This is a genomic window from Octadecabacter arcticus 238, from assembly GCF_000155735.2.
Taxonomy (GTDB): Bacteria; Pseudomonadota; Alphaproteobacteria; order Rhodobacterales; family Rhodobacteraceae; genus Octadecabacter; species Octadecabacter arcticus.
The window spans coordinates 3,517,719-3,540,983 of the sequence record NC_020908.1 but is presented as its reverse complement, the minus strand read 5'-3'; the positions used below and the strand labels follow the sequence as shown (position 1 = coordinate 3,540,983).

Below are 23,265 nucleotides of genomic sequence, written 5' to 3'. Positions count from 1 at the left end.
TCGTCTGGACACCAGAGCCAAAGGGACTTCATAAAGCGGGCATGGATATCCAAACCACAGCAGACAAAATCCGCGCTGGTGAACGCCGCGCCTTGGCCCGTGCCATCACGTTGGTGGAAAGCACGCGGCGCGATGATCGTGCAAAAGCGGCGGAATTGCTGTCCGCCCTTGGCACAGACCATCAAGCACTGCGCATCGGGCTGTCGGGCACGCCCGGTGTCGGTAAATCGACGTTTATTGAATCCTTTGGCAAAATGCTGACGGGGCAGGGGCTGCGGGTGGCAGTTTTGGCGGTGGACCCCAGTTCAACACGATCTGGCGGGTCGATTTTGGGCGATAAAACCCGCATGGACCTGCTGTCGTGCGACCCGAACGCGTTCATCCGTCCATCCCCAAGCCAGACGCAACTTGGCGGCGTCGCGCGGCGCACCCGCGAAGCCATTGCGCTGTGCGAAGCGGCCAAATTCGATGTTGTGCTGATCGAAACTGTTGGCGTCGGGCAATCCGAAACCGCCGTTGCGGAAATGTCGGACCTGTTCTTGCTGTTGCTCGCCCCTGCGGGCGGCGATGAATTGCAGGGCGTCAAGCGCGGCATCATGGAAACTTGCGATATTATCCTTGTAAACAAGGCCGATGGCGATCTTAAATCGCAGGCCATGCGCACCTGTGCAGATTATGCCAGCGCGTTGCGCCTGATGCGAAAACGCGCCAAAGATCCACCCCGCGACACCCATGATTTCCCCAAGGCCTTGGTCGTGTCAGCCCTGCAAGAAGACGGAATAGCCGCCGCTTGGGGCGAAATCCAAACCCTCGCGACGTGGCGCAAGGACAATGGCATTTGGGACGCACGGCGTGCACGACAGGCGCGGTTTTGGTTCCAAGAAGAAGTCCGCGCAGGCCTGCTATCACAGCTCACGTCTGACAAGGATGTCAAAGCCCAACTCGCCGCGTTAGAAGACGATGTGGCACAGGGTAAAATCCGCCCCGCCCAAGCCGCCGAGGCGATGATTGCTAAGCTTTTCCCATCGGCATCGGCGAAACACAACGATACACCCGCCTAAACGGGCGATATGGGGTGACTGGGGCTTGACGACGCCAAGGAATCCACCTAATTCCCGCCAAATGAATTCAGTCTCTGCCGCTTGCGGGACTATACAAGTTTGAAAGATAGGGTCGCGCAAAACGCTGCAGACCCTTGATAGACAAGGAATACGCTATGTCGCGCCGCTGCGAATTGACTGGAAAAGGCCCGATGTCGGGTAATAACGTCAGCCATGCTAAAAACCGGACACGCCGTCGGTTTTTGCCGAACCTGCAAGATGTGTCGCTGATGTCCGACTCGTTGGGCCGCAGCTTCAAGTTCCGCATTTCAAATGCTGCGCTGCGCACTGTTGACCACCGTGGTGGCCTCGACGCGTTCTTCGCAAAATCCAAAGACGCAGAGCTGTCACCAGCCGCGTTGAAGGTCAAGAAAGACATCGTCAAGGCAGCAACTGTCGAAGCGTAAACTTTCTACCTGATTTGATTTGATTGGAATGGCCCGGACCGAGTGTTCGGGCTTTTTTCGTTTTTCCAACCTGTTGTGATGTTGGCCGATGCGACTTTACAACGCTGTTGGTTCCGCGGCCCACCTGATAGCAAGATGACAATGACCCGTATCCTCACCTTGACCCTCGCGCTGCTGATTGCTGTGACCTCACAGCAGATGGCAATGGCGCGTGCTGTGACCAAGGATGCGCAGGGTCAGGTAATCTTGTGCACGGGGCAGGGGCCACTGACGGTCACTTTGGATGCGCAGGGCAACCCGATCGGTCCTGTTCATATCTGCCCAGATTGCGCATTGACGTTGATGGCCTATAATGACGTACCAATCGCCGTGAAAACGCCGGTTGTCCACATTCAAACCATTGCGCAGACACCTGTTTCAACCCGCCAAATTTTGGTTTATCCCATCCCTACAAAGGCCCGCGATCCGCCAGTTTTGGTCTGAATACCACTTTCACTTTTTAAACATTCAGACCGAAAAGACAGGAACGCAACATGTCCCTTAAATCGACCCTTATCGCGACCCTCGCAGCGTTCATCCTCGCCACTCCCGCACTGGCAGAGATTGAAATTCACGACCCATATGCGCGCTCTTCCAACGCCATGGCCGGTGCGGCCTTCATGGTGATCCACAACTCAGGGGACACCGATGACCATCTCATGGGCGTCACGTCGGACGCGGCACAGCGGGTCGAATTGCACACCCATATCGAAGACGAAAACGGCGTCATGCGCATGATCCACGTTGAAGACGGTTTTGTAGTGCCCGCGGCCAGTGACATTTTGCTGCAACGGGGCGGCAATCACGTCATGTTCATGGGCCTCACCGCGCCGTTTGTCCAAGACGACATCATAACCATAATCTTGGTGTTCGAAAATGCGGGCGAGGTCACTGTTGAAATCCCCGTCGTGCAAGTGGAATCGACCAGCCCGTCATGGACCACGGGTCCAACGGTTAAGGCAGCTTTATTGCACCTCTAATGGCGAGATATTAACAGAATCTAGACGTTGGGCGCCTGCACAATTTGGGCGCCCGATTGCCCGGCCCGTCTAGCTGCACTGGTTGTCAGCCGACGTGACGAAGGCGCGGTAGCGAGCCCAAAACGCGTCATCGGTGTTGGTGTCGCTGATTTTTGTATCGTTCGCGACCTCAGGATTCATAAAGAAATCTGCCACAAGGCTGCGATCGCGGCTCGACAGTTGGGTATTGGCAACCTGCTGCACACAACTGCACAAAGCCGGCGTCGCGGCTGATCGGTCGGCATTTAAACACGCCCGGCTGATATCGCCTGTCGCCCCGCGCGTGGACCCTGAGTTGCCCCGATCCCGTCCGCCCGAACAGGCGGTCAACGCGACCAAAGCTGACAAAATAACAAATTTTCTCATGACGCCTCACTAAAGTACTTTGTTCTTTGGCCCAACTTATTGGTTGGGTTATCCCCGTTGGTGCCGCAACTGCTGGCCCCTTTATGACGTAAGCTGCGCGAGGTGGGAAGGGGAATCAAAATCACATTTGCGCCGACGCGCCGATCAGCCCATCCTTGATTCCGACGCGACCCCGCCCGCGCAAGGCCGCTTCGGACCTGCCGTTCAAGGGCGCAAATATCCGCCGCGACCGGCACGGCTGATCATCGTGAAACGCGTCTGAATGCTCAACGTTTTGAGCCACGGCCAAGAGCTTTCAAAATCTGGAAAATCACCATCTGGCATTACATGACCTTTTGCCCCCAGCTGCACACTAATTCCCCTCGACAAACTTCCCAAACCCCTACATATCCTCATCATGACAGCACTCTCACACATCCGCAATTTCTCCATCGTGGCGCATATCGATCACGGTAAATCCACGCTGGCTGATCGCTTGATCCAGTCCACCAACACGGTGGCGGAACGCGATATGAAGGCCCAGATGCTCGATTCCATGGATATCGAGCGCGAACGTGGCATCACCATCAAGGCCAACACGGTCCGCATTGATTATACCGCCAAAAACGGCGAATCCTACGTGCTGAACCTGATCGACACCCCCGGGCACGTCGATTTCGCCTATGAGGTCAGCCGCTCCATGCGTGCCGTCGAAGGCTCGCTTCTGGTCGTGGATTCCACCCAAGGGGTTGAGGCGCAGACCCTCGCCAACGTCTATCACGCCCTTGACGCCGACCACGAAATCGTCCCTATTTTCAATAAGATAGACCTCCCGGCGAGTGACGTCAGTCGCGTCGCCCAACAGGTTGAAGACGTCATCGGCCTCGATGCGTCCGGTGCCATAGCTGTGTCCGCCAAAACCGGTGAAGGCATCATTGAAACGCTTGAGGCGATCGTTCACCAACTCCCCGCCCCCAAAGGCGATCCCGACGGCCCGCTCAAGGCGATGCTGGTTGATTCGTGGTATGACAGCTACCTCGGCGTGATCGTTCTGGTGCGCATCATTGATGGTAAATTGCGCAAGGGCGAGAAGGTCAAATTTATCTCAAACGGCACGATCCACCAAGTTGAACGCATCGGTGTCTTCCGCCCAAAAATGGAAAACGTTGACGAACTTGGCCCTGGCGAAATCGGTTTCCTCACCGCGTCGATCAAACAGGTCCGCGACACCCGTGTCGGCGACACGATTACTCACCAGAAATCCGAAGTGACCCCACTTCCCGGCTTCAAACCCGCGCAACCCGTTGTTTTCTGCGGCTTATTCCCTGTCGATTCCGCGCTGTTCGAAGACCTGCGCGACGCCATCGACAAGCTCGCCCTGAATGATGCATCCTTCTCATTTGAAATGGAATCCTCCGCCGCGCTCGGCTTTGGCTTTCGCTGCGGCTTCCTTGGCTTGCTGCACCTTGAAGTCATCCGCGACCGCATCGAACGCGAATATGACATTGACCTGATCACCACCGCGCCGTCCGTGGTCTATGAAGTTTACATGCGCGACGGCACCATGTCCGAATTGCACAATCCCGCTGATATGCCCGACATGACCCTTGTCGATCACATTGAGGAACCGCGCATCAAGGCGACGATCCTCGTGCCGGACGAATACCTCGGCGACGTGCTAAAGCTGTGCCAAGACCGCCGTGGCATCCAATCCGACCTTACCTATGCAGGCTCACGCGCGCTGGTCGTTTACGATCTGCCGCTCAACGAAGTGGTGTTCGACTTCTACGACCGCCTCAAATCCGTCACCAAAGGCTACGCGTCCTTCGACTACACCCTCATGGGCTACCGCGAGGATGCGCTGGTCAAAATGTCCGTCCTCGTCAACGACGAACCCGTCGACGCGCTGTCGATGATGGTCCACCGCGACCGCGCAGAGGTCCGTGGCCGCGCCATGGTTGAAAAACTCAAAGACCTGATTCCGCGTCACATGTTCAAAATCCCTATCCAAGCTGCCATCGGCGGCAAAGTCATCGCCCGCGAGACCCTGTCGGCCATGCGCAAAGACGTCACTGCAAAGTGTTATGGCGGCGATGCGTCAAGAAAACGTAAACTGCTGGATAAGCAGAAAGCCGGTAAGAAAAAGATGCGCCAGTTCGGGTCAGTGAATATTCCGCAGGAAGCTTTCATCAGCGCACTGAAAATGGACAGCTAAAGCTGTCTATTTTCGGCGCTGATGAAAGACGGTGGGCGGCAGCGATTGAGCATAGCCCAATTGCGGGCTCACACAGGCGTTAGGGCGTGGACCGGATTCGGTTCAAGCGGCCCCAGCGTAGCCTGAAGTGGCGGTTAACAGCTCGTTTTCGAAGCTAGCAAACAAAAAACCTTGAAAATCTTAATACTAGTTTAACCTAGACTTGTCATCTTTGCGCCACGTTAAGGAGGTTTCGGCATGCCAAGACACAAACTTCTATTCGTTTCATTCGCATTTTTTTTGACCTTCCTAGTCCTCGGCTTAGTTTTTGTCTTGGTACTGCTTTTCGCACTTAGCTAGTGTAGTAGCTACTGCTTGGATTCAAACATCAAGTGCAACGGTTGATTTAAAGGCCACGATTTCGTCGGCCATAGCTTCAGCGGGTGTTCTCCATCCGAGGGTTTTTCTTGGACGGTTGTTCATCAGGTTTGCAACGTCGTTGAGCCATGTTTGGCTTGCACCGTTCAGGTCAGTTCCTTTGGGCATGAACTGACGCAGCAGTCCGTTGGTGTTCTCGTTGCTGCCGCGCTGCCAGGGAGCATGCGGATCGCAGAACCAGATATCAATTTTCAATCGTCGCGCCAATTCACGATGGCAGGCCATTTCGGAGCCACGGTCATAGGTCATGCTCTTGCGCAAATCAGCGGGTAGTCGTCTCATCTGGCGGGTGAAGCTGTCAAGCGCGGCCTCGGCCCCATTGCCATCCATTTTGCAAAGAATGACAAAGCGTGTCTTGCGCTCGACCAAGGTCCCCACTGACGAGCGATTGAATGCGCCCTTGATGAGGTCGCCCTCCCAATGGCCTGGTACCAGTCGTGCTTCGATCTCTTCAGGGCGATTGATAATGCGCAATGATTCCGGGACCATAGCACTGCCCGCCGCTGTCCTGCGCTTGAGCCCACGCTTAGGCTTCGCTTGACGCAACGCCTCGATCATCGCCGCCTTCAGCCCGCCACGTGGCTGCGCGTAAATCGCGGCATAGATGGTCTCATGGCTCACATGGGCGGATGGATCATCATGCTTCATGAGACGCAGTCTCTGCGCAATCTGCTCAGGCGACCAGTGCAGATGTACGAGCTTGCCATGAACGAAACGATTAAGATCGCTCCCCTCCACAAGCTTGCGCTTGCGGCGGCAGCGCGCGCGCCGGGCATCATAGGCCTGCCGCCTGCGGGCAATAGCTGCCGTCTTCCTGCCGACCTCGCGCCAGCTCACGGCAGATCGTGCTCGCCGGGCGATGCAAAAGCTGGCCGATCAACCGCTGACTGCTGCCCCTATTATGCTCGGCTAATATCACGCCACGGTCCTCGCTGCTGAGGTGCTTCCTTCGTATGTCCATCACAACATCCTATGCCCAAAGGGCTCTGAGTGTTGCATTTGAAACTTGAGTCTAAGCTGCTTGAAGAGTTAACTTAGGCTGGCTACATATGAAACATAAATGAATGGTGGAAAACGGCATCTGCAACATTTGCAGGAGGAGTGGTGACAATTAGCCTAGTGGCGATTCCCACATTTGTGTTCTTACCCCGAGAATTTGATGCGTTGCGTACGTTAAGTGAAGCATCATTCGAAGCTTCGGAAGCCGCGAAAAACGCCAGTATTGAAGCTCGTGATTCTGCTGTTGAAACTGTGTCAAAACTAGACAGTCTCGTCATCGCAATTGCGCAGGCCGACGCTAAACCAATTGTTGATGATATGTTTGGTAATTCAAATCTAATGTCATCTGCTGATGCGCCAAATTTTTCGCCACGCATCTTCCTTCTGATGTTGTTGAGGTAATTGTCGCTTCCGGAGAGCTTTCGAAGTTTCGATATTCTGACTTTAACGGACAGGAATGGGTTTTTATTGAAACGTCATCATTTAATCAATTTAGTTCTGAGTATCAGAAACTAATTGAGGATGGATTTAGCCGTAGCTCGGTATTCTTCATTACTGACTGAAGGCTGGAACAGTCTTATTTGGATTGTCTTTTTGCCAAACCCCTCGGGGTTTGGCAGCGCCCGAACCGCCCCAACGGGGCGGGCGCTTCGCTTCCCCCCTCGGTTCGGGCGCGACCAAGCCAGTTAAGTCAGCGCCAAGATCAACCGCCCCTTGGGCTACGCCCGTTCCATCCTCAAAAGGTCCACTGGACCTTTTGCCGTGCCAGAGGCACGAACTGGATAGAACACCTTGACCCAAATCAAAGCCACACCACTTCTATCATGCAAAACTCGCTAGCAGCGGCCTTACGCCGCAGACCTTGCCCTGAAAGGAGCCACCCATGCTTCGTCTTGCTTCCATCCTTTATTCCATCGTCTCCACCACCTTGTCTGGCAGTTTCATCATTGCGTCATTGACCATGGGGTATGACACGTTGACCCCGATCCTTGTCGCGGCGGGGCTTGGCGCGATCGTCGCATTTCCGGCGAGCTATTTTGTCACCAAGGCGATCATGGCGAACTCCTGAGCCAACGCCGCCGTTTCGCGCGATTATCCGGCGTCACGCCCAACTCGCCGCCCTCAACAGGCTCCAGCCCACCAGCCGCCAAAATCCGGCGCTCCTCGGCGCGGGTCAGTTGCAGCGTGCACACCTGCAGCGCCGCCTCTTTGGGCGTCACCATCTTGCCGCGAAGACCCTGCACCACACGCGCGAACGGCGCGCCGACGATGTGGGAATTCTTGTTCAGCGGATGCTTGATCATGCCGCGATCTTCCTCGTCCTCGATCTGCCAAATGCGCTGCAAATTCGCCATGCTCACCACCGCCGCGACGGGGGTGCCGTGGCGGGTCATCACGATGCATTCGTTGGGGTCCTGAACGCGGGTGACAACCTCACCCAATCGCTGGCGCGCGGCGCTGACTGTTAACTGCATATTCATCTCCTGGGGTGTAAAAATTTTGTACAAACCGTGCAAAGCACCCGTAGAGTTTTGAACAAAACCGTTAAAACACTCCAAAGCATGCGTTCGGTGCGACGGGATCTGTGCGCTGGCCCGTACAACCCTCATGACCCAACATGAGGACCGCGCGATGCATTACTTACCCCACATCTTTCTGATCTGCGCTGGCGGCGCATCCTTGATGGTTTTTGTAACGTCATCAATGTTTTAGCTGTGAATTAGCTGAAAAATGCCCGCAAGGTCGCTTCAAACTCGCGCGGTTTTTGTGCGTGCAGCCAGTGGCCCGCTTCCGGTATCTTCGCGAACCGTGCATTGGGAAATAAGTCTTTGATAACAGGGCGGTATTCGGGCGTGACATAGTCGCTGTCGCCGCCAGACAGGAACAATGTCGGGCCGTCAAATGATCCGGAAACCTCAGGAAATCCGATGATCTTTGGCATTTCAGCCGCAAGAACATCGAGATTCAGAAGCCACTTTTTTTCTTTTGCATCAAGGGATTGCAACAGAAAATCACGGACCTCCGGGTCGAGGTTTTCGCCTGCCTGTGAGCGCCGCTCAACCCCGCTCAAATCCACGGCACGCATCGCATCGATGTGCTGGGTTTGGCTGTGCGAATAGGCGACGGGTGCGATGTCTGCGATGACTAACTTACTGATAAGATGTGGGTATTTCAGCGCCATCACCATGGCGGCCTTACCCCCCATGGAATGCCCGACAACAAACGTTGGGCCATCCAAAAGGTCTGCCAGATCATCCGCCATGTCGTCATAACTTTGCGTGTCAAACCAAGGGCTTGCGCAGTGATTTCGCATATCAGGACAGATGACATGGAACTGATCAGACAGCCGTTTAGCAATCACGCCCCAGTTGCGACCGGACCCGAAAAGTCCGTGCGCGATCAATATTTTAGGCAGCGACGGGTCGCCGTGAGTGAGGACATTCAGCATCGCTTTTACTAGACCGAAAAGTTGCGAATTGAAAGGGCGCAGCGTGCACGCTAAGGCTGTGTTCATGACCGGGAATCACGCCAATAAATACGCCGATGAGGTGCGTCGCTTGATCGAGCAGCGCCTGAAAATTAGGAGCCGTACGCTTGAAAGCGCCTTTGCGCGCGCCGGGCGATTGCTGCCGCAATGGGCGCACCGTGAAGGGCGCTATTTGGTGCAGGCCAGCCAGATGATGGATCACCCCAAGCTGCGGACAATGGTCGATCAAAGCAAGTTTGAAAAGGCGCACAAAGCGTTGATAAGTCACCTGAAAACCATCGATCCCGTTGAGCGGCGCAAGACCCGCATCCTTGGCGTTCTGGGGGTCATCAGTTTCAATCTGATCCTTGTCGTGGCGGCGTTGCTGATCTTTCTGATGTGGCGCGGCTACCTTTAATATTCAGCGGTTCGCGGATCACCAAAGTCACAGTCACAAAGGCCACGTAAAGTAGCAAATACCAGCTGCCGAGTTTGCTGATCGATGTCATCTCAAACGTGCGCGATCCGGCGTAGACCCAAGTGCCGGTCAGGGTGCCGATGTTCTCTGCGATCCACAAAAAGAAGCTTGCGAAGAGTGCAGCGAGGGGGAGGGGGAGGGGCAGGGCGTAGGCGCGGCCAAGGGTGAACTCAACTCGTGTGCGCCAGAACACAATCACGGTGGCTGCGAAAAGCGCCAAGCGGATGTCGGGCAAAAAATGATGTGAAAAGAAGTTCAAATAGATCGAGACAGCCAATACGGTGGTGATCCAAAAAGGCGGGTAGGGCGCAAAACGCATGTCGAAGATTCTGATGACCCGCGCGATGTAGCTGCCGACGGATGCATACATAAACCCGCTGAAAAGTGGCACGTTGACCACCATAAAAAATGCGTCTTCCGGGTAAGCCCATGATCCGGTGTTGACCTTGAAAATTTCCATGGCGGTTCCGGTGAGGTGAAACAGTCCGATGACTTTGGCCTCTTGCCAAGTCTCAAGCCTAAACAACAACATAGCAGCTTGGGTTAAGACGGCGAAGGCAAACAGGGCGTCATATCTGGCGATTGGCCAGTTGTCGGCCCAGATAGCATTTGTGCAAATAACGGCCAACAATATAAGCCCGCCAAACAGACAGGCCCAGAGGTGTTTTAGCGTGAAAGCAGCGACCTCTGCCAGCGGGGCGGGAAGCTTGGCGTGCAAGGGGCGCCCCACAGTTGTGTCAAAGGATCGGGGTTGCTGCATGGCGCTAGAAAAGCGAAAGCCGCCATGGATGTCCACGCTCTGTTTGCGTAGGTTCCACGACGGCGTTCATAGCGGCGTTGCGTTTGTTCACTGAATCAAAGGTTTGGATAAATCGGGAAGGCGTCGCAGAGTGCTTCAACTTCCGTTCTCACCTTGGCCTCGACATCTGCATTGTCGTCCGCGCCGTTCGCGGCCAAACCGTCAACTACTTCGACGATCCAATCAGCGACCTGGCGGAATTCGACTTCGGTGAACCCGCGTGTCGTGCCTGCGGGCGATCCCAAACGCACGCCAGATGTCACCATCGGCTTTTCAGGATCGAACGGGATGCCGTTTTTGTTGCAGGTAATGTGGGCACGTTCGAGTGCTGCTTCGGTGTCATTGCCTTTGACGCCCTTGGGCCGCAGATCGACGAGCATCAGGTGGCTGTCCGTGCCGCCCGTGACAATGTCCAAGCCGCCTTTGATCAACTGATCCGCCAGTGCTTGTGCATTTTTAACGACCTGTTCTTGGTAGGCCTTGAATTCAGGGCGCAATGCCTCTCCGAACGCCACAGCCTTGCCTGCGATAACGTGCATCAGGGGCCCGCCTTGGATGCCGGGGAATATGGCAGAGTTGAATTTCTTCGCCAGCGCTTCGTCGTTCGTACAGATCATGCCACCGCGCGGGCCACGCAGGGTTTTGTGCGTTGTTGTGGTAGCAACGTGGGCGTGTGGAAACGGCGATGGGTACAGACCCGTCGCGACCAGACCCGCGAAATGCGCCATGTCGACGAGCAGGTAGGCACCAACGCTGTCCGCAATTTCGCGCATGCGCTTGAAATCAATGATGCGCGGGATCGCGGACCCGCCAGCAATGATCAGCTTTGGTTGATGCTCGGTCGCCAATTCCTGTACTTGGTCGTAATCTAGCAGACTGTCTTGTTTACTCACACCGTATTGGATGGCGTTGTAAATCTTGCCCGATTGGTTCGGTTTTGCGCCATGCGTCAGGTGACCGCCCGCGTCCAAGGACATGCCCAAAATGGTATCGCCGGGTTTAATCAGCGCTTGATACACACCTTGATTTGCTTGACTGCCAGAGTTCGGTTGAACATTCACAAAGTCGCAACCGAAAAGCTGCTTTGCGCGATCAATTGCCAAATTTTCAGCGACATCAACGTGTTGGCATCCACCATAGTAACGACGCCCGGGATAGCCTTCGGCGTATTTGTTGGTCATCACGCTGCCTTGCGCTTCCATCACGGCGGCAGAGACTATGTTTTCTGATGCGATCAGTTCGATCTCTTTGCGCTGACGGCCCAGTTCCGCGCCAATCGCAGCAGCGATTTCGGGATCACGGGTCGCGAGGCTTTCAGTGAAGAATCCGGTGTCATTGTTGCGGGCATTCATGGCAGTGTTCCTTTGGCGCAGTTGTTTGGGCGGTTCATAAACCTTCGCCTCGTGGCTTATAACCCCAAACTTTTCATATTGATTATCTCGGTTCCGACAATCTTGCCCCGATGTGCGACTTGCGTTTTCACAGAGCGCAGGGGACAACTGCGGAGAAACTTGAAAGGATCTTAATGCCTGTCGATTCAATCTCTAAAATCGAAATTGCGTTTGTTGCCAGCGATGCACCGATTGCGCAGGCTGCAAAAGTGGCTTTGACGTTGCAATATGGCGGCGTTGCAGTTGAAAACGCTGATATTATTGTAGCCTTGGGCGGTGACGGGTTCATGCTGGAAACCCTTCACGGCACCCAGGACTTGCCCGCGCCAGTGTATGGAATGAACCGTGGTACGGTCGGGTTTTTGATGAACAATTATTCAGCCCAAGGGCTGCGGGACCGTTTGGCAAAAGCCCAAGAAGAGGTCATGAACCCGCTGCACATGACCGCCACCTGCGTCAACGGAACGCAGCACAACGCACTGGCGATCAACGAAGTGTCGCTGCTGCGCGCGGGGCCACAGGCTGCGAAGTTGCGCATCCATGTGGATGGCAAACTGCGCATGGACGAACTGGTTTGCGATGGTGCGCTTTTGGCGACGCCTGCAGGGTCCACCGCGTATAACTATTCCGCCCACGGTCCTATCCTGCCAATCGGCTCGGACGTTTTGGCGCTGACGGCTGTGGCCGCATTCCGGCCCCGTCGTTGGCGCGGAGCACTGCTGCCAAAATCGGCGCATGTGACGTTTGATGTGACGAACGCGGCAAAGCGCCCCGTCAACGTCGACGCAGACGGGGTGTCCGTGAAGGACGTCAAACAGGTCGTCGTGTGGTCAGCGCCGGAAATCACACACCGCATCCTGTTCGACCCCGGTCACGGACTAGAAGAGCGGCTGATCCAAGAACAATTCGCCTAAATTAGCCGCCCGCATACCCAAGCGATTTCAACGCCTCACGGATTTCATCCAAGATCGCTGGATCATCAATGGTTGCGGGCATTTTGAAGTCCGCACCATCGGAAATTTTCACCATTGTGGCACGCAAGATCTTGCCGCTGCGGGTTTTGGGCAATCGGTCCACCACGGTGCATAGTTTGAACGCAGCGACGGGTCCGATCTTGTCGCGCACGAGTTTGACGCAGCCGCGTACGACGTCTTCGTGTGACGTTTCGGTGCCTTTGTTCAGGCAGACAAACCCAACCGGCAACTGCCCCTTCAATTGATCCGTCACGCCAATCACCGCGCATTCTGCCACGTCCGGATGCGCCGCAAGCACTTCTTCCATCCCACCCGTCGAAAGCCTGTGACCAGCGACGTTAATCACGTCGTCCGTGCGCGCCATGATATAAAGGTAGCCGTCTTCGTCAATCATGCCAGCGTCACCGGTTTCGTAATAGCCTGGAAAGGTGTGCAGGTAGCTTTTCACAAACCGGTCTTCAGCGTTCCACAACGTCGGTAAGGTGCCTGGTGGTAGCGGCAGTTTCACCGCAATCGCGCCCAGTTCACCTGTCGGCAATTGGTGCCCGCCGTCATCCAGAATATGAACATTATACCCGGGCATCGCCACAGTCGGTGAACCCAGCTTGACGGGCATCGGTTCGATCCCCACAGGGTTGCCCGCGATGGTGTAGCCGGTTTCGGTCTGCCACCAATGGTCGTAAACTGGCTTGCCCAGCTTGTCCTGCATCCATTCGATCGTGTCAGGATCGGCCCGTTCTCCTGCAAGGTAAATCTGATCAAGGTGGGACAGATCATATTCCTTGATCAATTCGCCTTTTGGGTCTTCGCGTTTTACCGCACGAAAGGCTGTTGGCGCAGTGAAGAAGGACTTGACCTTGTGCTGCTCGATCACCCGCCAGAAGGTACCTGCGTCCGGCGTGCCGACGGGCTTTCCTTCAAATACTACGGTGGTGTTGCCGTGGATCAGCGGCCCGTAACAGATGTAGCTGTGGCCCACGACCCAGCCAACATCAGACGCGGCCCAGAACACATCACCGGGGTCCACGTTATAGATACTTTTCATTGTCCAATGTAGCGCGACGAGGTGGCCTGCCGTGGGGCGCACAACCCCTTTCGGCGCGCCCGTCGTTCCGGACGTATAGAGAATATAGGCTGGATGCGTGCCTTCAACCGGAACGCAATCAGCAGGTTCGACGCCGTTCTGGAAGTCGTTCCAATCGACGTCACGGCCCTCAGTCAGCTCTGCAACCTCTTGTTCACGTTGATAAACCACACAGAATTCAGGTTTATGTGTCGCGAGATAAATGGCACCGTCCAGCAGCGGTTTGTAATGGATGACGCGCCCCGGTTCCAACCCGCAAGACGCCGCGACGATAGCTTTGGGCGTGGCATCGTCAATCCGCACGGCCAGTTCATTGGCGGCAAACCCGCCGAACACAACCGAATGGATCGCGCCAAGCCGCGCGCAGGCCAGCATCGCCTCAAGCGCTTCTGGCACCATCGGCATATAGATGATGACGCGGTCGCCCTTGGTGATCCCTTTCGCTTTGAGCGCACCTGCAAGGGAGGCCACGCGGGTCAGTAGATCTGCGTAGGTAATTTCGCTGATCGTGTTGGTCATCGGGCTGTCGTAGATGATTGCCACCTGATCGCCCCGCCCCGCCACAACATGGCGGTCCAGAGCGTTGAAACACGTGTTCACCCGCGCATCGCGGTACCATTCATAAAGTGGCGCTTTATCGTCAAACAGGGCTTTGGATGGGGGTGTGTCCCAGTCAATCGCGTCGGCTGCTTTCATCCAGAAACCTTCTGGATCGTCTTGCCAGCTTTTGTATACGTCGCGGTATGCCATGGTATTCTCCCTGTGTTGACCTAGGGATAGGCCTTGCAGGGCGCAGGGGGCAAGGCTGTTAGCGCACGCGGGGCAGAGTTTGCAAAATGATGCGGGTTTGGATTGCAAATATTTGCAAAGTTGGTGGTTGTTGGCCTGTATTGCGAAGCCCACTGCGCGTATCTGCAAATCTGCAAACTATGTGAGGTTTATTCCAAGCGAATCCCGATCTTTCTACTGGCCTAAGTCCACTGCAACATAATGTTGCGCCACGTGTCGATGGAAGGTTAGATTTAGGCTGATACTGGCTGATCTGGGAAATTTTGTTAATTATTTTGTTGAAAAGCCTAGGGCAACGGATCACATCTATTTCACGGGACGACATTCCGCCGCCTCCGACATCTAGGACGTGAAATGATGGATAAGAACAGCAAACCAAATAAAGATAAGAAAGCAAAACCGGTTCAAGCCGCCGTTACCCCGGCGCCGCATAAGCCTGCGGGCAAATAGCAGGCGTCGACGTTAGCTTAAAAGAACGTTGATAGTTCGGAAAAGGGGGGGGCGCGTGCGGCTCCCCCCTTTTTTATCGCTCGCTATTCGTAATGCTTGACCGGCGTGCCAGCGATTGCTGCCATGTTCAGCAATCCACGTGGTGTGATTGACGGCGTTACGATATGGGCGCGGTTGCCCATGCCCATCAGGATCGGCCCAACCTCAAGCCCGCCTGCTTTCATCTTCAGGATATTGCGCACACCGCTGGCGGCGTCGGCATGACCAAAGATCAACACGTTGGCGGCCCCTTTCATCCGTCCACAGGGCAACAACCGCTCGCGCAGCTCGGGGTCGAGTGCGGCATCAACGTTCATTTCACCTTCATAGGTAAAATCGACCTTCTGCGCGTCCAGAATTTTCATCGCCTTGCGGATGCGGTTGCCCGTGTCGCAATCCAGATTGCCGAATTGGGACTGCGCACAGAACGCAATGTTCGGCTTGAGACCAAATCGTTTCACATGCCGCGCCGCACCTATTGCGGTCTGCGCGATTTGTTCTGGCGTCGGTTCGGATCGCACATGCGTGTCGGCGATGAACAACGGCCCATCTTCGAGGATCATCATGCTGAGCGCGCCTTGGACCTTGTGGTCTTTGCCCAAAATTTGTTCGATATATTTCAGGTGCCAGCGGAATTGCCCGAACGTGCCGCAGATCATGCTGTCGGCCTCACCGCGGTGAACCATGACAGCGCCAATGGCAGTTGTGTTGGTGCGCATGACCGCTTTTGCCAGATCAGGCGTGACGCCATTTCGTGACATAAGTGTGTGATATGATTCCCAATAATCGCGGTAGCGCGGGTCGTTTTCAGGGTTCACAATATCGAGGCTGTTGATGTCGATATCCAGACCCGCACGTTCGGCCCGAAGTGCGATTACGTCAGGGCGGCCGATCAGTATCGGAGTTTCTGTGGTTTCTTCTAGCACGGCTTGGGCGGCGCGCAGCACGCGTTCGTCTTCGCCTTCGGTGAACACGATGCGACGGGCGACCTTGGCGGCAGCCTCAAACACTGGCCGCATGAGCATGGCGGACTTGAACACCGATGCATCCAATCCGGCCTTATAGGACGGCAGATCGACCTGTTTGGTCGCCACACCGGTTTCCATCGCAGCCTTGGCGACGGCAGATGCTACAACACCCATCAAACGCGGATCGAACGGTTTTGGAATCAGATAGTCGACACCGAACGTCATCTGTTCGCCCTGATAGGCGGCGGCGGCTTCGGCGGATGTGGTGACGCGGGCAAGGGCGGCGATGCCTTCGACGCAGCCGATCTTCATTGCGTCGTTGATCTCAGTCGCGCCAACGTCCAGCGCCCCGCGAAAGATAAACGGGAAACACAGCACGTTGTTCACTTGGTTTGGAAAATCACTGCGCCCCGTTGCCATGATCGCATCAGGTGCTACTGCACGCGCATCTTCGGGTGAGATTTCGGGGTTCGGATTTGCCAGTGCAAAAATGATCGGCGTCTTGGTCATCCGCGCAACCATGTCTGGCTTCAGCACGCCGGGACCGGACAGACCGAGGAACATATCTGCTCCGTCGATCACATCACCCAACGTCGCGGCTGTTTTGCCTTGGGCGAATTCAGCCTTTTGCGGCGTCATGTCCTTTTCGCGGCCCTCATAGACGAGACCTTCGATGTCACATAGCCAGACGTTTTCTCGTTTTACGCCTAGTTTCAGCAGCATGTTCAGACAGGCAATGCCTGCAGCCCCGCCGCCGGTACTGACGATCTTGATATCCTCAAACTTCTTGCCAGATACCGCCATCGCGTTGGTCGCCGCAGCACCCACAACAATGGCCGTCCCGTGCTGATCGTCATGAAAAACGGGGATATTCATCCGCTCACGGCAGATTTTTTCAACTATAAAACAGTCTGGTGCTTTGATGTCTTCAAGGTTGATCGCACCGAAAGTCGGTTCCAGCGCGCAGACAATATCGGCCAGCTTTTCGGGGTCGGGCTCGTTCAACTCAATATCAAAGCAGTCGATATTGGCAAATTTCTTGAACAGGACCGCCTTACCTTCCATGACCGGTTTTGATGCTAGTGGGCCAATATTTCCAAGCCCCAGAACTGCCGAGCCGTTGGTCACGACTGCCACCAGATTGCCCCGTGCGGTGTAGTCATGCGCTGTCGCAGGATTGTTTTTGATTTCAAGACAGGCTTCCGCGACGCCGGGTGAATAGGCCCGCGCCAAATCGCGCCCGTTTGCCATCGGCTTGGTCGCGCGGATCTCTAGCTTGCCCGGTTTGGGGTAGCGGTGGTAATCCAGCGCCGCCTGTCGCAAAGTTTCTTTCTTCTGCGCGTCGATCGCGGACGTGTCGATCGGGGTCTTTGGGGGCGTCTCGGACATTGGGTCACCAGTCTTTCAAAGGGTCAAATCTTGCGTGCAGAAAATATAGTTTAATATTAAACTATCCAGATGCAGCTAGGAAGGCATTATGTCAGCTATAGGGACAAGAGGCAGTCTCTTGCAAATCCGAAAGCTGAGACGCAGATTGGCCCAATGACAGATATATCAGAAATTCGCGCAGAAGTATGCCTGCCCAGCACGGCGTTGACGGCTGATATTGGTTTTTTTACCAAGACCTTACGCATGCGGATAGAATCTATTTATCCTGCTGATGACCCCACTGTGGCGGTGTTTTCCGGCCACGGTTTGCGAGTCAGGCTGGATCAAAACAAAATCGGTGGGACAGGCCATTTGCGAATTCTGACCGACGATGCCGGGTTTACGAATTCCCGCCAGTTGACAGCTCCGGGGGGCACGACGGTCGAGATTGACGCACTAAACCCGCCGCTGCATATGCCGATCACTGATCATGCCTTCGTTGTGCGCCGTCTGGCCGATCAAACCCCATGGGTTATTGGCCGCGCGGGCATGCATTACCGCGATCTGATCCCAAGTCGCCTTGGCGGTTCGATCATCGCAAGCCACATTCGCATCCCCGATGGCGGCCCTGTGCCAGACATGGTGCACTACCACAAAGTCGGGTTTCAGCTGATTTATTGTTACCGTGGCTGGGTCGATGTTTTGTACGAAGATCAAGGCGGCCCGATCCGTTTGGATGCGGGCGATTGTTTTATCCAGCCACCCGAAATCCGCCACCGTGTCCTAGAAGCATCAAGTGGGATTGAGGTGATCGAAATTGGCGTGCCTGCTGAACATGTCACCGAAATTGAACACGAAATGACGCTACCGACCCCCGATTTGCGACCGGACCGCGAATGGCAGGGGCAAAAGTTTGTGCACAATATCGGGGCCGATGCGGCGTGGCATCCGTTCCGGCTGCAAGGTTTCATCGCCCGTGATACGACCATCAATGATGCCACCAAATCCGTTGCTGGCGTGCAGGTTGTGCGGCGCGGCGCGGGCAATCCGCAATGGGCCAAACATGACGCTGACATCCATTTCACATTTGTGATGGAAGGCGCGATGACGCTTGAGGGAGAGGGCAAAGACCCCAAAAGCCTTGCCATGGGTGATGCCTTTGTGATCCCGCCCGGCATGGCGACGCGCTACAGTGACCCAACGGACGATCTTGAACTGCTCGAAGTGACGCTGGCGGGAACGTTTCAGACCACTTTGGCTTGAACTTATGCGTCGCGCGGCCCAATCTGCCCAAAACAAAGGATCTGCCATGTCCCTGCTTGATGACGCGCGTGCCGTGCGCGAAAACGCCTATGCACCCTATTCGAAATTCGCCGTTGGTGCCGCGTTGAAAACTACACAAGGCACTGTGTTCAAAGGTATAAATGTCGAAAACGTGGCCTACCCAGAAGGCACCTGCGCTGAAGCAGGGGCAATCTCTGCCATGTGCGCCGCTGGGGAACGTGAGATCGCGGAAATTGCGGTCATCGCTGACGCGCCAGCCCCTGTGCCCCCCTGTGGCGGCTGTCGTCAGAAAATCGCCGAATTCGCCGGGCCCGAGGTGGTCGTCACAATGTCCACGATGGATGGGACAATTTTGCAAATGACTGTGGCAGAGTTGCTACCGGGGCGATTTACCGCTGATCATATGGCGAATACCTAATTAATGGATGCGCGCGCCATCATTGCCAAAATACGGCGGGGCGAAGACCCCACGGCCGTCGAATTAGCGTGGTTTGCCAGCGGTTTGGCGACGCGGCAGGTGTCGGATGCACAGGCTGGCGCTTTTGCCATGGCAGTCTGTCTGAACGGCCTTAGCGATGAAGGCCGCGTGGCGTTGACCACGGGCATGCGTGACAGTGGTGATGTGATGAAGTGGGACTTACCGGGTCCTGTATTGGACAAACATTCAACAGGCGGTGTCGGTGATCCGGTGTCCCTGATCCTCGCGCCTGCACTGGCGGCGTGCGATGTGTTTGTGCCGATGGTATCGGGCCGTGGGCTTGGTCATACGGGCGGCACGCTTGATAAACTTGAGGCGATCCCTGGGCTCAGCACGGCGCAAAACACCGCAACTTTTCGCAAAATTACCCGTGAAATCGGTTGTGCAATCGTCAGCGCCACCAATTCCATCGCGCCCGCAGATAAGCGCTTGTATGCCGTGCGCGATGTTACAGCCACGGTTGAGAGTGTTGATTTGATTTGTGCGTCGATCTTGTCCAAGAAACTTGCGGCGGGTCTTGAGGGTTTGGTTTTTGACGTCAAGGCAGGCAGCGGCGCGTTTATGAAAACACCCGCAGAGGCTGTAAAGCTGGCGCGCGCGCTGACGTCCTCGGCCAATGGCGCAGGCACGCCAACGGCCGCGTTCATCACCGATATGTCGCAACCGCTTGCGCCGTGTCTGGGCAATGGCGTCGAGGTCGCTGTCTGTCTTGAGGTTTTGTCAGGCAACCGGGCTGCCGCACCGCGGCTGCATGATCTGACAGTCGCGCTTTGCGCCCGCGTTCTCGCACTTGCGGGGCATGCTGAAGGCGAAGCCGAAGAACGCGTCAAGGCGGCTATTTCGTCGGGGCATGCGATGGTGTGCTTTGCTGCCATGGTTCATGCGATGGGGGGGCCGCCCGACATTGCCGACGACTGGCACACACACCTGCCCAAGGCCCCCGTCATTGGCGATGTTCCCGCACCGATTGCCGGAACAATCGCCGCGATTGACGGTGAGGCCCTGGGTTTGGCTGTGGTCCATCTGGGTGGCGGGCGGCTGGTCGAAAGTGACCGGATCGACCCACGCGTTGGCCTGACAGGTGTTTTGCCTCTTGGGACGAAGGTTGCGCGCGGTGATCCGATCGCGACCATTCACGCCGCCGATGAAGACAGCGCACAAGCTGCGGCCCACGCGGTCCTGCGCGCGGTAGCGATTGGCGAACCCATTGAAATTCCGGACCTCATTATAGAACGGATCGATCCATGACACAGGCCACCCCAAATCGGGCGTTTCTTATTGTGATTGACAGTGTCGGCATTGGTGGAGCGCCGGATGCTGCCGATTTTTTTAACGGCGACACGCCGGATACTGGGGCAAACACGCTCGGTCATATTTCTCAGGCTTGCGCTGCGGGTCGCGCCGAAGAAGGGCGCACAGGGCCGTTGAACATCCCGACCCTCAACGACATGGGCGCTGGCGCGGCGATGCAGCTTGCGACCGGTCTTGATCTTGGCTGGCCCGCGCCGACAGGTGCATACGGCGCCGCCACGCAAATCAGCCCCGGCAAAGACACGCCATCGGGCCATTGGGAATTGGCGGGCGTGCCTGTTCCATGGGATTGGACCACGTTCCCGAAAACCACGCTGACGTTTCCCTACGACATAACGGCACGTATTTGCGAGTTGGCTGGCACGGACGGCATCCTTGCCAATTGCCATGCGTCAGGGACGCAGGTGATCGATGATTTCGCCGCCCAACACATCCGCACAGGCTGGCCGATTTGCTACACATCCGTCGACAGCGTTCTCCAAATTGCCGCCCATGAAGACCATTTCGGGCTAAAGCGGCTTTTGAAGTTGTGCGAAGACCTCGCTCCGATGCTGCACGAACGCAAAGTCGGACGCGTTATCGCGCGCCCGTTTAAGGGAGAAAGCGGGACGTTCGTACGCACGCTCAATCGCCACGACTATGCCATCGCCACCCCGTCCCCGACTCTGTGTGACTGGATTCATGATGCGGGGCAATCCGTGCAGGCGATTGGTAAAATAGGTGATATATTTTCAATGCGCGGTATCGACGAGGTCCGCAAAGGGAGCGATGCGACCTTGATGGGCCACTTGTCTGACTTGATAGATGATGCGCCCAGCGGTGGCTTTGTCTTTGCCAACTTCGTTGAATTCGACAGCCTGTATGGGCACCGCCGCGATGTCTCAGGCTATGCCCGCCACCTCGAATGGTTTGACGCGGCCTTGGGCGCGCTTTTGTCCAAACTGCGCGCGGGCGATCTGTTGTGTGTCACGGCTGATCATGGCAATGACCCGACATGGATTGGCACTGATCATACCCGTGAACGGGTTCCGGTTTTGATCTATGGGCCCGACCTGAACAGACAAGGCCCGCGCGATCTCGGTCATGTTGCGTTCGTTGACGTTGCAGCCTCAATCGCCGCGCATTTAGGCGTAGTGCCCCGCGGACAAGGAAAGAACTTTTTATGACCTATAAATCCATGCCGAAAGTCGAGTTGCACACGCACCTTGAAGGCTGTGCCCCGCCGAGCTTTATCCGCGGATTGGCCAAGGAAAAGTCAATCGATATCAGTGGCGTGTTCAACAAGGATGGCACCTACGCCTACCGTGATTTTGACAACTTTTTGCAAGTTTATGAGGCTGCCTGCACGACGTTGCAGGGCCCGCAAGATTTCTACCGCTTGGTCAAGGCAGTTCTGCAAGAAAGTGCGGCGCACGGCGTTGTTTATCAAGAAACGTTCCTCTCGCCTGATTTCTGCGGCGGCGGTGATCTGGCAGCATGGCGGGATTACTTGGCGGCACTGGAAACGGCGGCGGCTGAAGCTGAGGTAGAATTTGGCATCACCCTAAAAGGCATCGTCACTTGCATCCGCCATTTTGGTCCCGATGCGGCAAAGCCAGCGGCGATTTGCGCTGCCGAGACTTTTGGTGACTTCATCACCGGATTTGGCATGGCCGGCGGAGAGATGGTTGGTCGCCCCAATGATTACGCCTATGCCTTTGATATGGCCCGCGAAGCTGGAATGCCGCTGACCTGCCATGCGGGCGAATGGGGCGGGGCGGACATGGTTGCGGACACGATCACGGATCTCAAGGTGCAGCGCATTGGCCACGGTGTGAATGCCATTCACGATCCTAAATTGGTGGCGCAGATCGCAGATAGCGGCATCGTGCTTGAGGTTTGTCCTGGGTCCAATGTGTTCCTGAAGGCCACAGGAGATTGGGCAGATCACCCGATCCAAAAACTGCGCGACGCGGGCATTAAGGTGACCGTATCAACAGATGATCCACCGTTCTTTGGCACGACTATGACCGACGAATTCGATATGCTGGCCGCAACATTCGACTGGGATAGCGATGATTTCAAAGCCCTTAATCAGACCGCGCTAGACGCGGCTTTCTGTGACCCAACCACTCGCGCAAAAATCGCCAAACGACTGGAAACCCAATGACCAAACTGCCGCACCTGACCCATGTCAGGCACCCGTTGGTGCAGCACAAGCTGACGTTAATGCGTGACAAAACTACGCCCACAGCCGTTTTTCGCCAGCTTTTGCGTGAGATTTCACAGTTGCTCGCCTATGAGGTCACCCGGGAATTGCCGATGACCACCAAGACCATCGAAACCCCAATGGAGACGATGGACGCCCCGGTGCTTAAGGGGCGCAAGCTGGCGCTGATTTCAATTCTGCGGGCGGGCAACGGGTTGCTGGACGGTATGTTGGAACTGATCCCGTCGGCGCGTGTCGGTTTTGTGGGCCTGTATCGCGACGAAAAAACGCTGCAGCCCGTGCAATACTATTTCAAGGTTCCCGAGGCGATGGACGAACGCTTGGTCATCGCCGTTGACCCGATGTTGGCGACCGGAAATTCGTCTATTGCGGCGATTGATCTGCTGAAAAAATCCGGCGCAAAGGATATTCGGTTCTTGTGCCTGTTGGCGTCACCCGAGGGCATCGCTGCGATGAAGGTCGCCCATCCTGATGTGCCGATTGTGACAGCTTCGGTGGATAGTCACTTGAATGACAACGGATATATTGTTCCGGGACTAGGGGATGCGGGCGATCGTATGTTTGGCACTAAATAGGGGTAACAATTCCTTTACATATTAGGCATTGTTCGTCACTCTAACACAATATATTGTGGG

General features: G+C 55.8%; 22 protein-coding genes and 1 pseudogene. 15 read left to right on the top strand and 8 right to left on the bottom strand.

What is annotated here, in order from left to right:
- The first annotated feature begins 41 nt into the window (after positions 1 to 41).
- The 4 genes from meaB to OA238_RS18320 all read left to right on the top strand — a co-directional run bounded on the left by meaB (position 42) and on the right by OA238_RS18320 (position 2,526).
- On the top strand, positions 42 to 1,061 hold the full coding sequence (meaB, locus tag OA238_RS18335) for a methylmalonyl Co-A mutase-associated GTPase MeaB (protein WP_015496332.1): 1,020 nt from the start codon (positions 42 to 44) through the stop codon (positions 1,059 to 1,061).
- Positions 1,062 to 1,216: 155 nt separating this feature from the next.
- Positions 1,217 to 1,507, top strand: a complete 291-nt coding sequence (rpmB, locus tag OA238_RS18330; protein ID WP_015496331.1) for a 50S ribosomal protein L28 — start codon at positions 1,217 to 1,219, stop codon at positions 1,505 to 1,507.
- Positions 1,508 to 1,642: 135 nt separating this feature from the next.
- A complete protein-coding gene (locus OA238_RS29180; protein ID WP_144055937.1) occupies positions 1,643 to 1,990 on the top strand; it encodes a hypothetical protein in 348 nt (115 codons plus the stop codon).
- A gap of 50 nt (positions 1,991 to 2,040) precedes the next feature.
- On the top strand, positions 2,041 to 2,526 hold the full coding sequence (locus tag OA238_RS18320) for a copper chaperone PCu(A)C (RefSeq protein WP_015496329.1): 486 nt from the start codon (positions 2,041 to 2,043) through the stop codon (positions 2,524 to 2,526).
- Positions 2,527 to 2,595: 69 nt separating this feature from the next.
- On the opposite strand, the gene OA238_RS18315 is transcribed toward OA238_RS18320, so the two are convergent.
- On the bottom strand, positions 2,596 to 2,931 hold the full coding sequence (locus OA238_RS18315; RefSeq protein ID WP_015496328.1) for a hypothetical protein: 336 nt from the start codon (positions 2,929 to 2,931) through the stop codon (positions 2,596 to 2,598).
- A gap of 397 nt (positions 2,932 to 3,328) precedes the next feature.
- On the opposite strand from OA238_RS18315, the gene lepA reads away from it, so the two are divergent.
- Positions 3,329 to 5,125 (top strand): translation elongation factor 4, encoded by a 1,797-nt coding sequence (lepA, locus tag OA238_RS18310; RefSeq protein ID WP_015496327.1) that lies wholly within the window; start codon positions 3,329 to 3,331, stop codon positions 5,123 to 5,125.
- Positions 5,126 to 5,485: 360 nt separating this feature from the next.
- Here lepA and OA238_RS18305 read toward each other — a convergent pair.
- Positions 5,486 to 6,503, bottom strand: a pseudogene (locus OA238_RS18305) (IS30 family transposase).
- Between the two features lie 143 nt (positions 6,504 to 6,646).
- Between OA238_RS18305 and OA238_RS18300 the strand changes: the two are divergent.
- Positions 6,647 to 6,943 carry a hypothetical protein gene (locus tag OA238_RS18300; protein WP_144055936.1) on the top strand — a complete coding sequence of 99 codons (297 nt, stop codon included), beginning with the start codon at positions 6,647 to 6,649 and terminating at the stop codon, positions 6,941 to 6,943.
- A 481-nt stretch (positions 6,944 to 7,424) separates the two neighbouring features.
- Positions 7,425 to 7,610, top strand: coding sequence for a hypothetical protein (locus OA238_RS18295; protein ID WP_044037152.1), 186 nt, complete (start codon positions 7,425 to 7,427; stop codon positions 7,608 to 7,610).
- On the opposite strand, the gene OA238_RS29175 is transcribed toward OA238_RS18295, so the two are convergent.
- Together OA238_RS29175 and OA238_RS18285 are read right to left on the bottom strand one after the other, a co-directional pair.
- A complete protein-coding gene (locus tag OA238_RS29175; RefSeq protein WP_015496325.1) occupies positions 7,594 to 8,016 on the bottom strand; it encodes a type II toxin-antitoxin system Phd/YefM family antitoxin in 423 nt (140 codons plus the stop codon). The genes OA238_RS18295 and OA238_RS29175 overlap by 17 nt on opposite strands.
- Positions 8,017 to 8,261: 245 nt before the next feature.
- Positions 8,262 to 8,990: an alpha/beta fold hydrolase gene (locus tag OA238_RS18285; protein WP_044037149.1), complete on the bottom strand. Its 729-nt coding sequence runs from the start codon at positions 8,988 to 8,990 to the stop codon at positions 8,262 to 8,264.
- Between the two features lie 64 nt (positions 8,991 to 9,054).
- Between OA238_RS18285 and OA238_RS18280 the strand changes: the two genes are divergently transcribed.
- Positions 9,055 to 9,426: a hypothetical protein gene (locus tag OA238_RS18280; protein ID WP_044037147.1), complete on the top strand. Its 372-nt coding sequence runs from the start codon at positions 9,055 to 9,057 to the stop codon at positions 9,424 to 9,426.
- On the opposite strand, the gene OA238_RS18275 is transcribed toward OA238_RS18280, so the two are convergent.
- The gene (locus tag OA238_RS18275; protein WP_245581347.1) at positions 9,365 to 10,204 is read right to left on the bottom strand and encodes a DUF817 domain-containing protein; all 840 of its coding nucleotides are present in this window, start codon (positions 10,202 to 10,204) and stop codon (positions 9,365 to 9,367) included. The genes OA238_RS18280 and OA238_RS18275 overlap by 62 nt on opposite strands.
- A 137-nt stretch (positions 10,205 to 10,341) precedes the next feature.
- The gene (glyA, locus tag OA238_RS18270) at positions 10,342 to 11,637 is read right to left on the bottom strand and encodes a serine hydroxymethyltransferase (RefSeq protein ID WP_015496322.1); all 1,296 of its coding nucleotides are present in this window, start codon (positions 11,635 to 11,637) and stop codon (positions 10,342 to 10,344) included.
- A 173-nt stretch (positions 11,638 to 11,810) separates the two neighbouring features.
- Here glyA and OA238_RS18265 point away from each other — a divergent pair, with 173 nt between their 5' ends.
- Positions 11,811 to 12,590, top strand: a complete 780-nt coding sequence (locus OA238_RS18265) for an NAD kinase (RefSeq protein WP_015496321.1) — start codon at positions 11,811 to 11,813, stop codon at positions 12,588 to 12,590.
- A gap of 1 nt (position 12,591) precedes the next feature.
- Here OA238_RS18265 and prpE read toward each other — a convergent pair whose 3' ends face one another.
- Both prpE and OA238_RS18255 read right to left on the bottom strand, forming a co-directional pair.
- Positions 12,592 to 14,484 (bottom strand): propionate-CoA ligase PrpE, encoded by a 1,893-nt coding sequence (prpE, locus tag OA238_RS18260; protein ID WP_015496320.1) that lies wholly within the window; start codon positions 14,482 to 14,484, stop codon positions 12,592 to 12,594.
- A gap of 572 nt (positions 14,485 to 15,056) precedes the next feature.
- Positions 15,057 to 17,369 (bottom strand): NADP-dependent malic enzyme, encoded by a 2,313-nt coding sequence (locus tag OA238_RS18255; protein WP_015496319.1) that lies wholly within the window; start codon positions 17,367 to 17,369, stop codon positions 15,057 to 15,059.
- 153 nt (positions 17,370 to 17,522) lie between these two features.
- Here OA238_RS18255 and OA238_RS18250 point away from each other — a divergent pair, with 153 nt between their 5' ends.
- Genes OA238_RS18250 through upp form a run of 6 tightly spaced genes read left to right on the top strand, consistent with a single transcriptional unit; the run spans position 17,523 to position 23,205 of the window.
- Entirely contained in the window at positions 17,523 to 18,611 is a 1,089-nt protein-coding gene (locus OA238_RS18250) for a cupin domain-containing protein (protein WP_044037145.1), read from the top strand.
- Between the two features lie 4 nt (positions 18,612 to 18,615).
- Positions 18,616 to 19,050 carry a cytidine deaminase gene (locus OA238_RS18245; protein WP_083906774.1) on the top strand — a complete coding sequence of 145 codons (435 nt, stop codon included), beginning with the start codon at positions 18,616 to 18,618 and terminating at the stop codon, positions 19,048 to 19,050.
- Positions 19,051 to 19,053: 3 nt separating this feature from the next.
- Positions 19,054 to 20,358, top strand: coding sequence for a thymidine phosphorylase (locus OA238_RS18240; RefSeq protein ID WP_015496316.1), 1,305 nt, complete (start codon positions 19,054 to 19,056; stop codon positions 20,356 to 20,358).
- The gene (locus OA238_RS18235; RefSeq protein ID WP_015496315.1) at positions 20,355 to 21,587 is read left to right on the top strand and encodes a phosphopentomutase; all 1,233 of its coding nucleotides are present in this window, start codon (positions 20,355 to 20,357) and stop codon (positions 21,585 to 21,587) included. The genes OA238_RS18240 and OA238_RS18235 overlap by 4 nt, the downstream gene beginning before the upstream one ends.
- Positions 21,584 to 22,570, top strand: a complete 987-nt coding sequence (locus OA238_RS18230; RefSeq protein WP_015496314.1) for an adenosine deaminase — start codon at positions 21,584 to 21,586, stop codon at positions 22,568 to 22,570. Before OA238_RS18235 ends, OA238_RS18230 begins: the two co-directional genes overlap by 4 nt.
- Positions 22,567 to 23,205: a uracil phosphoribosyltransferase gene (upp, locus tag OA238_RS18225; protein ID WP_015496313.1), complete on the top strand. Its 639-nt coding sequence runs from the start codon at positions 22,567 to 22,569 to the stop codon at positions 23,203 to 23,205. The genes OA238_RS18230 and upp overlap by 4 nt, the downstream gene beginning before the upstream one ends.
- Positions 23,206 to 23,265: the final 60 nt, after the last annotated feature.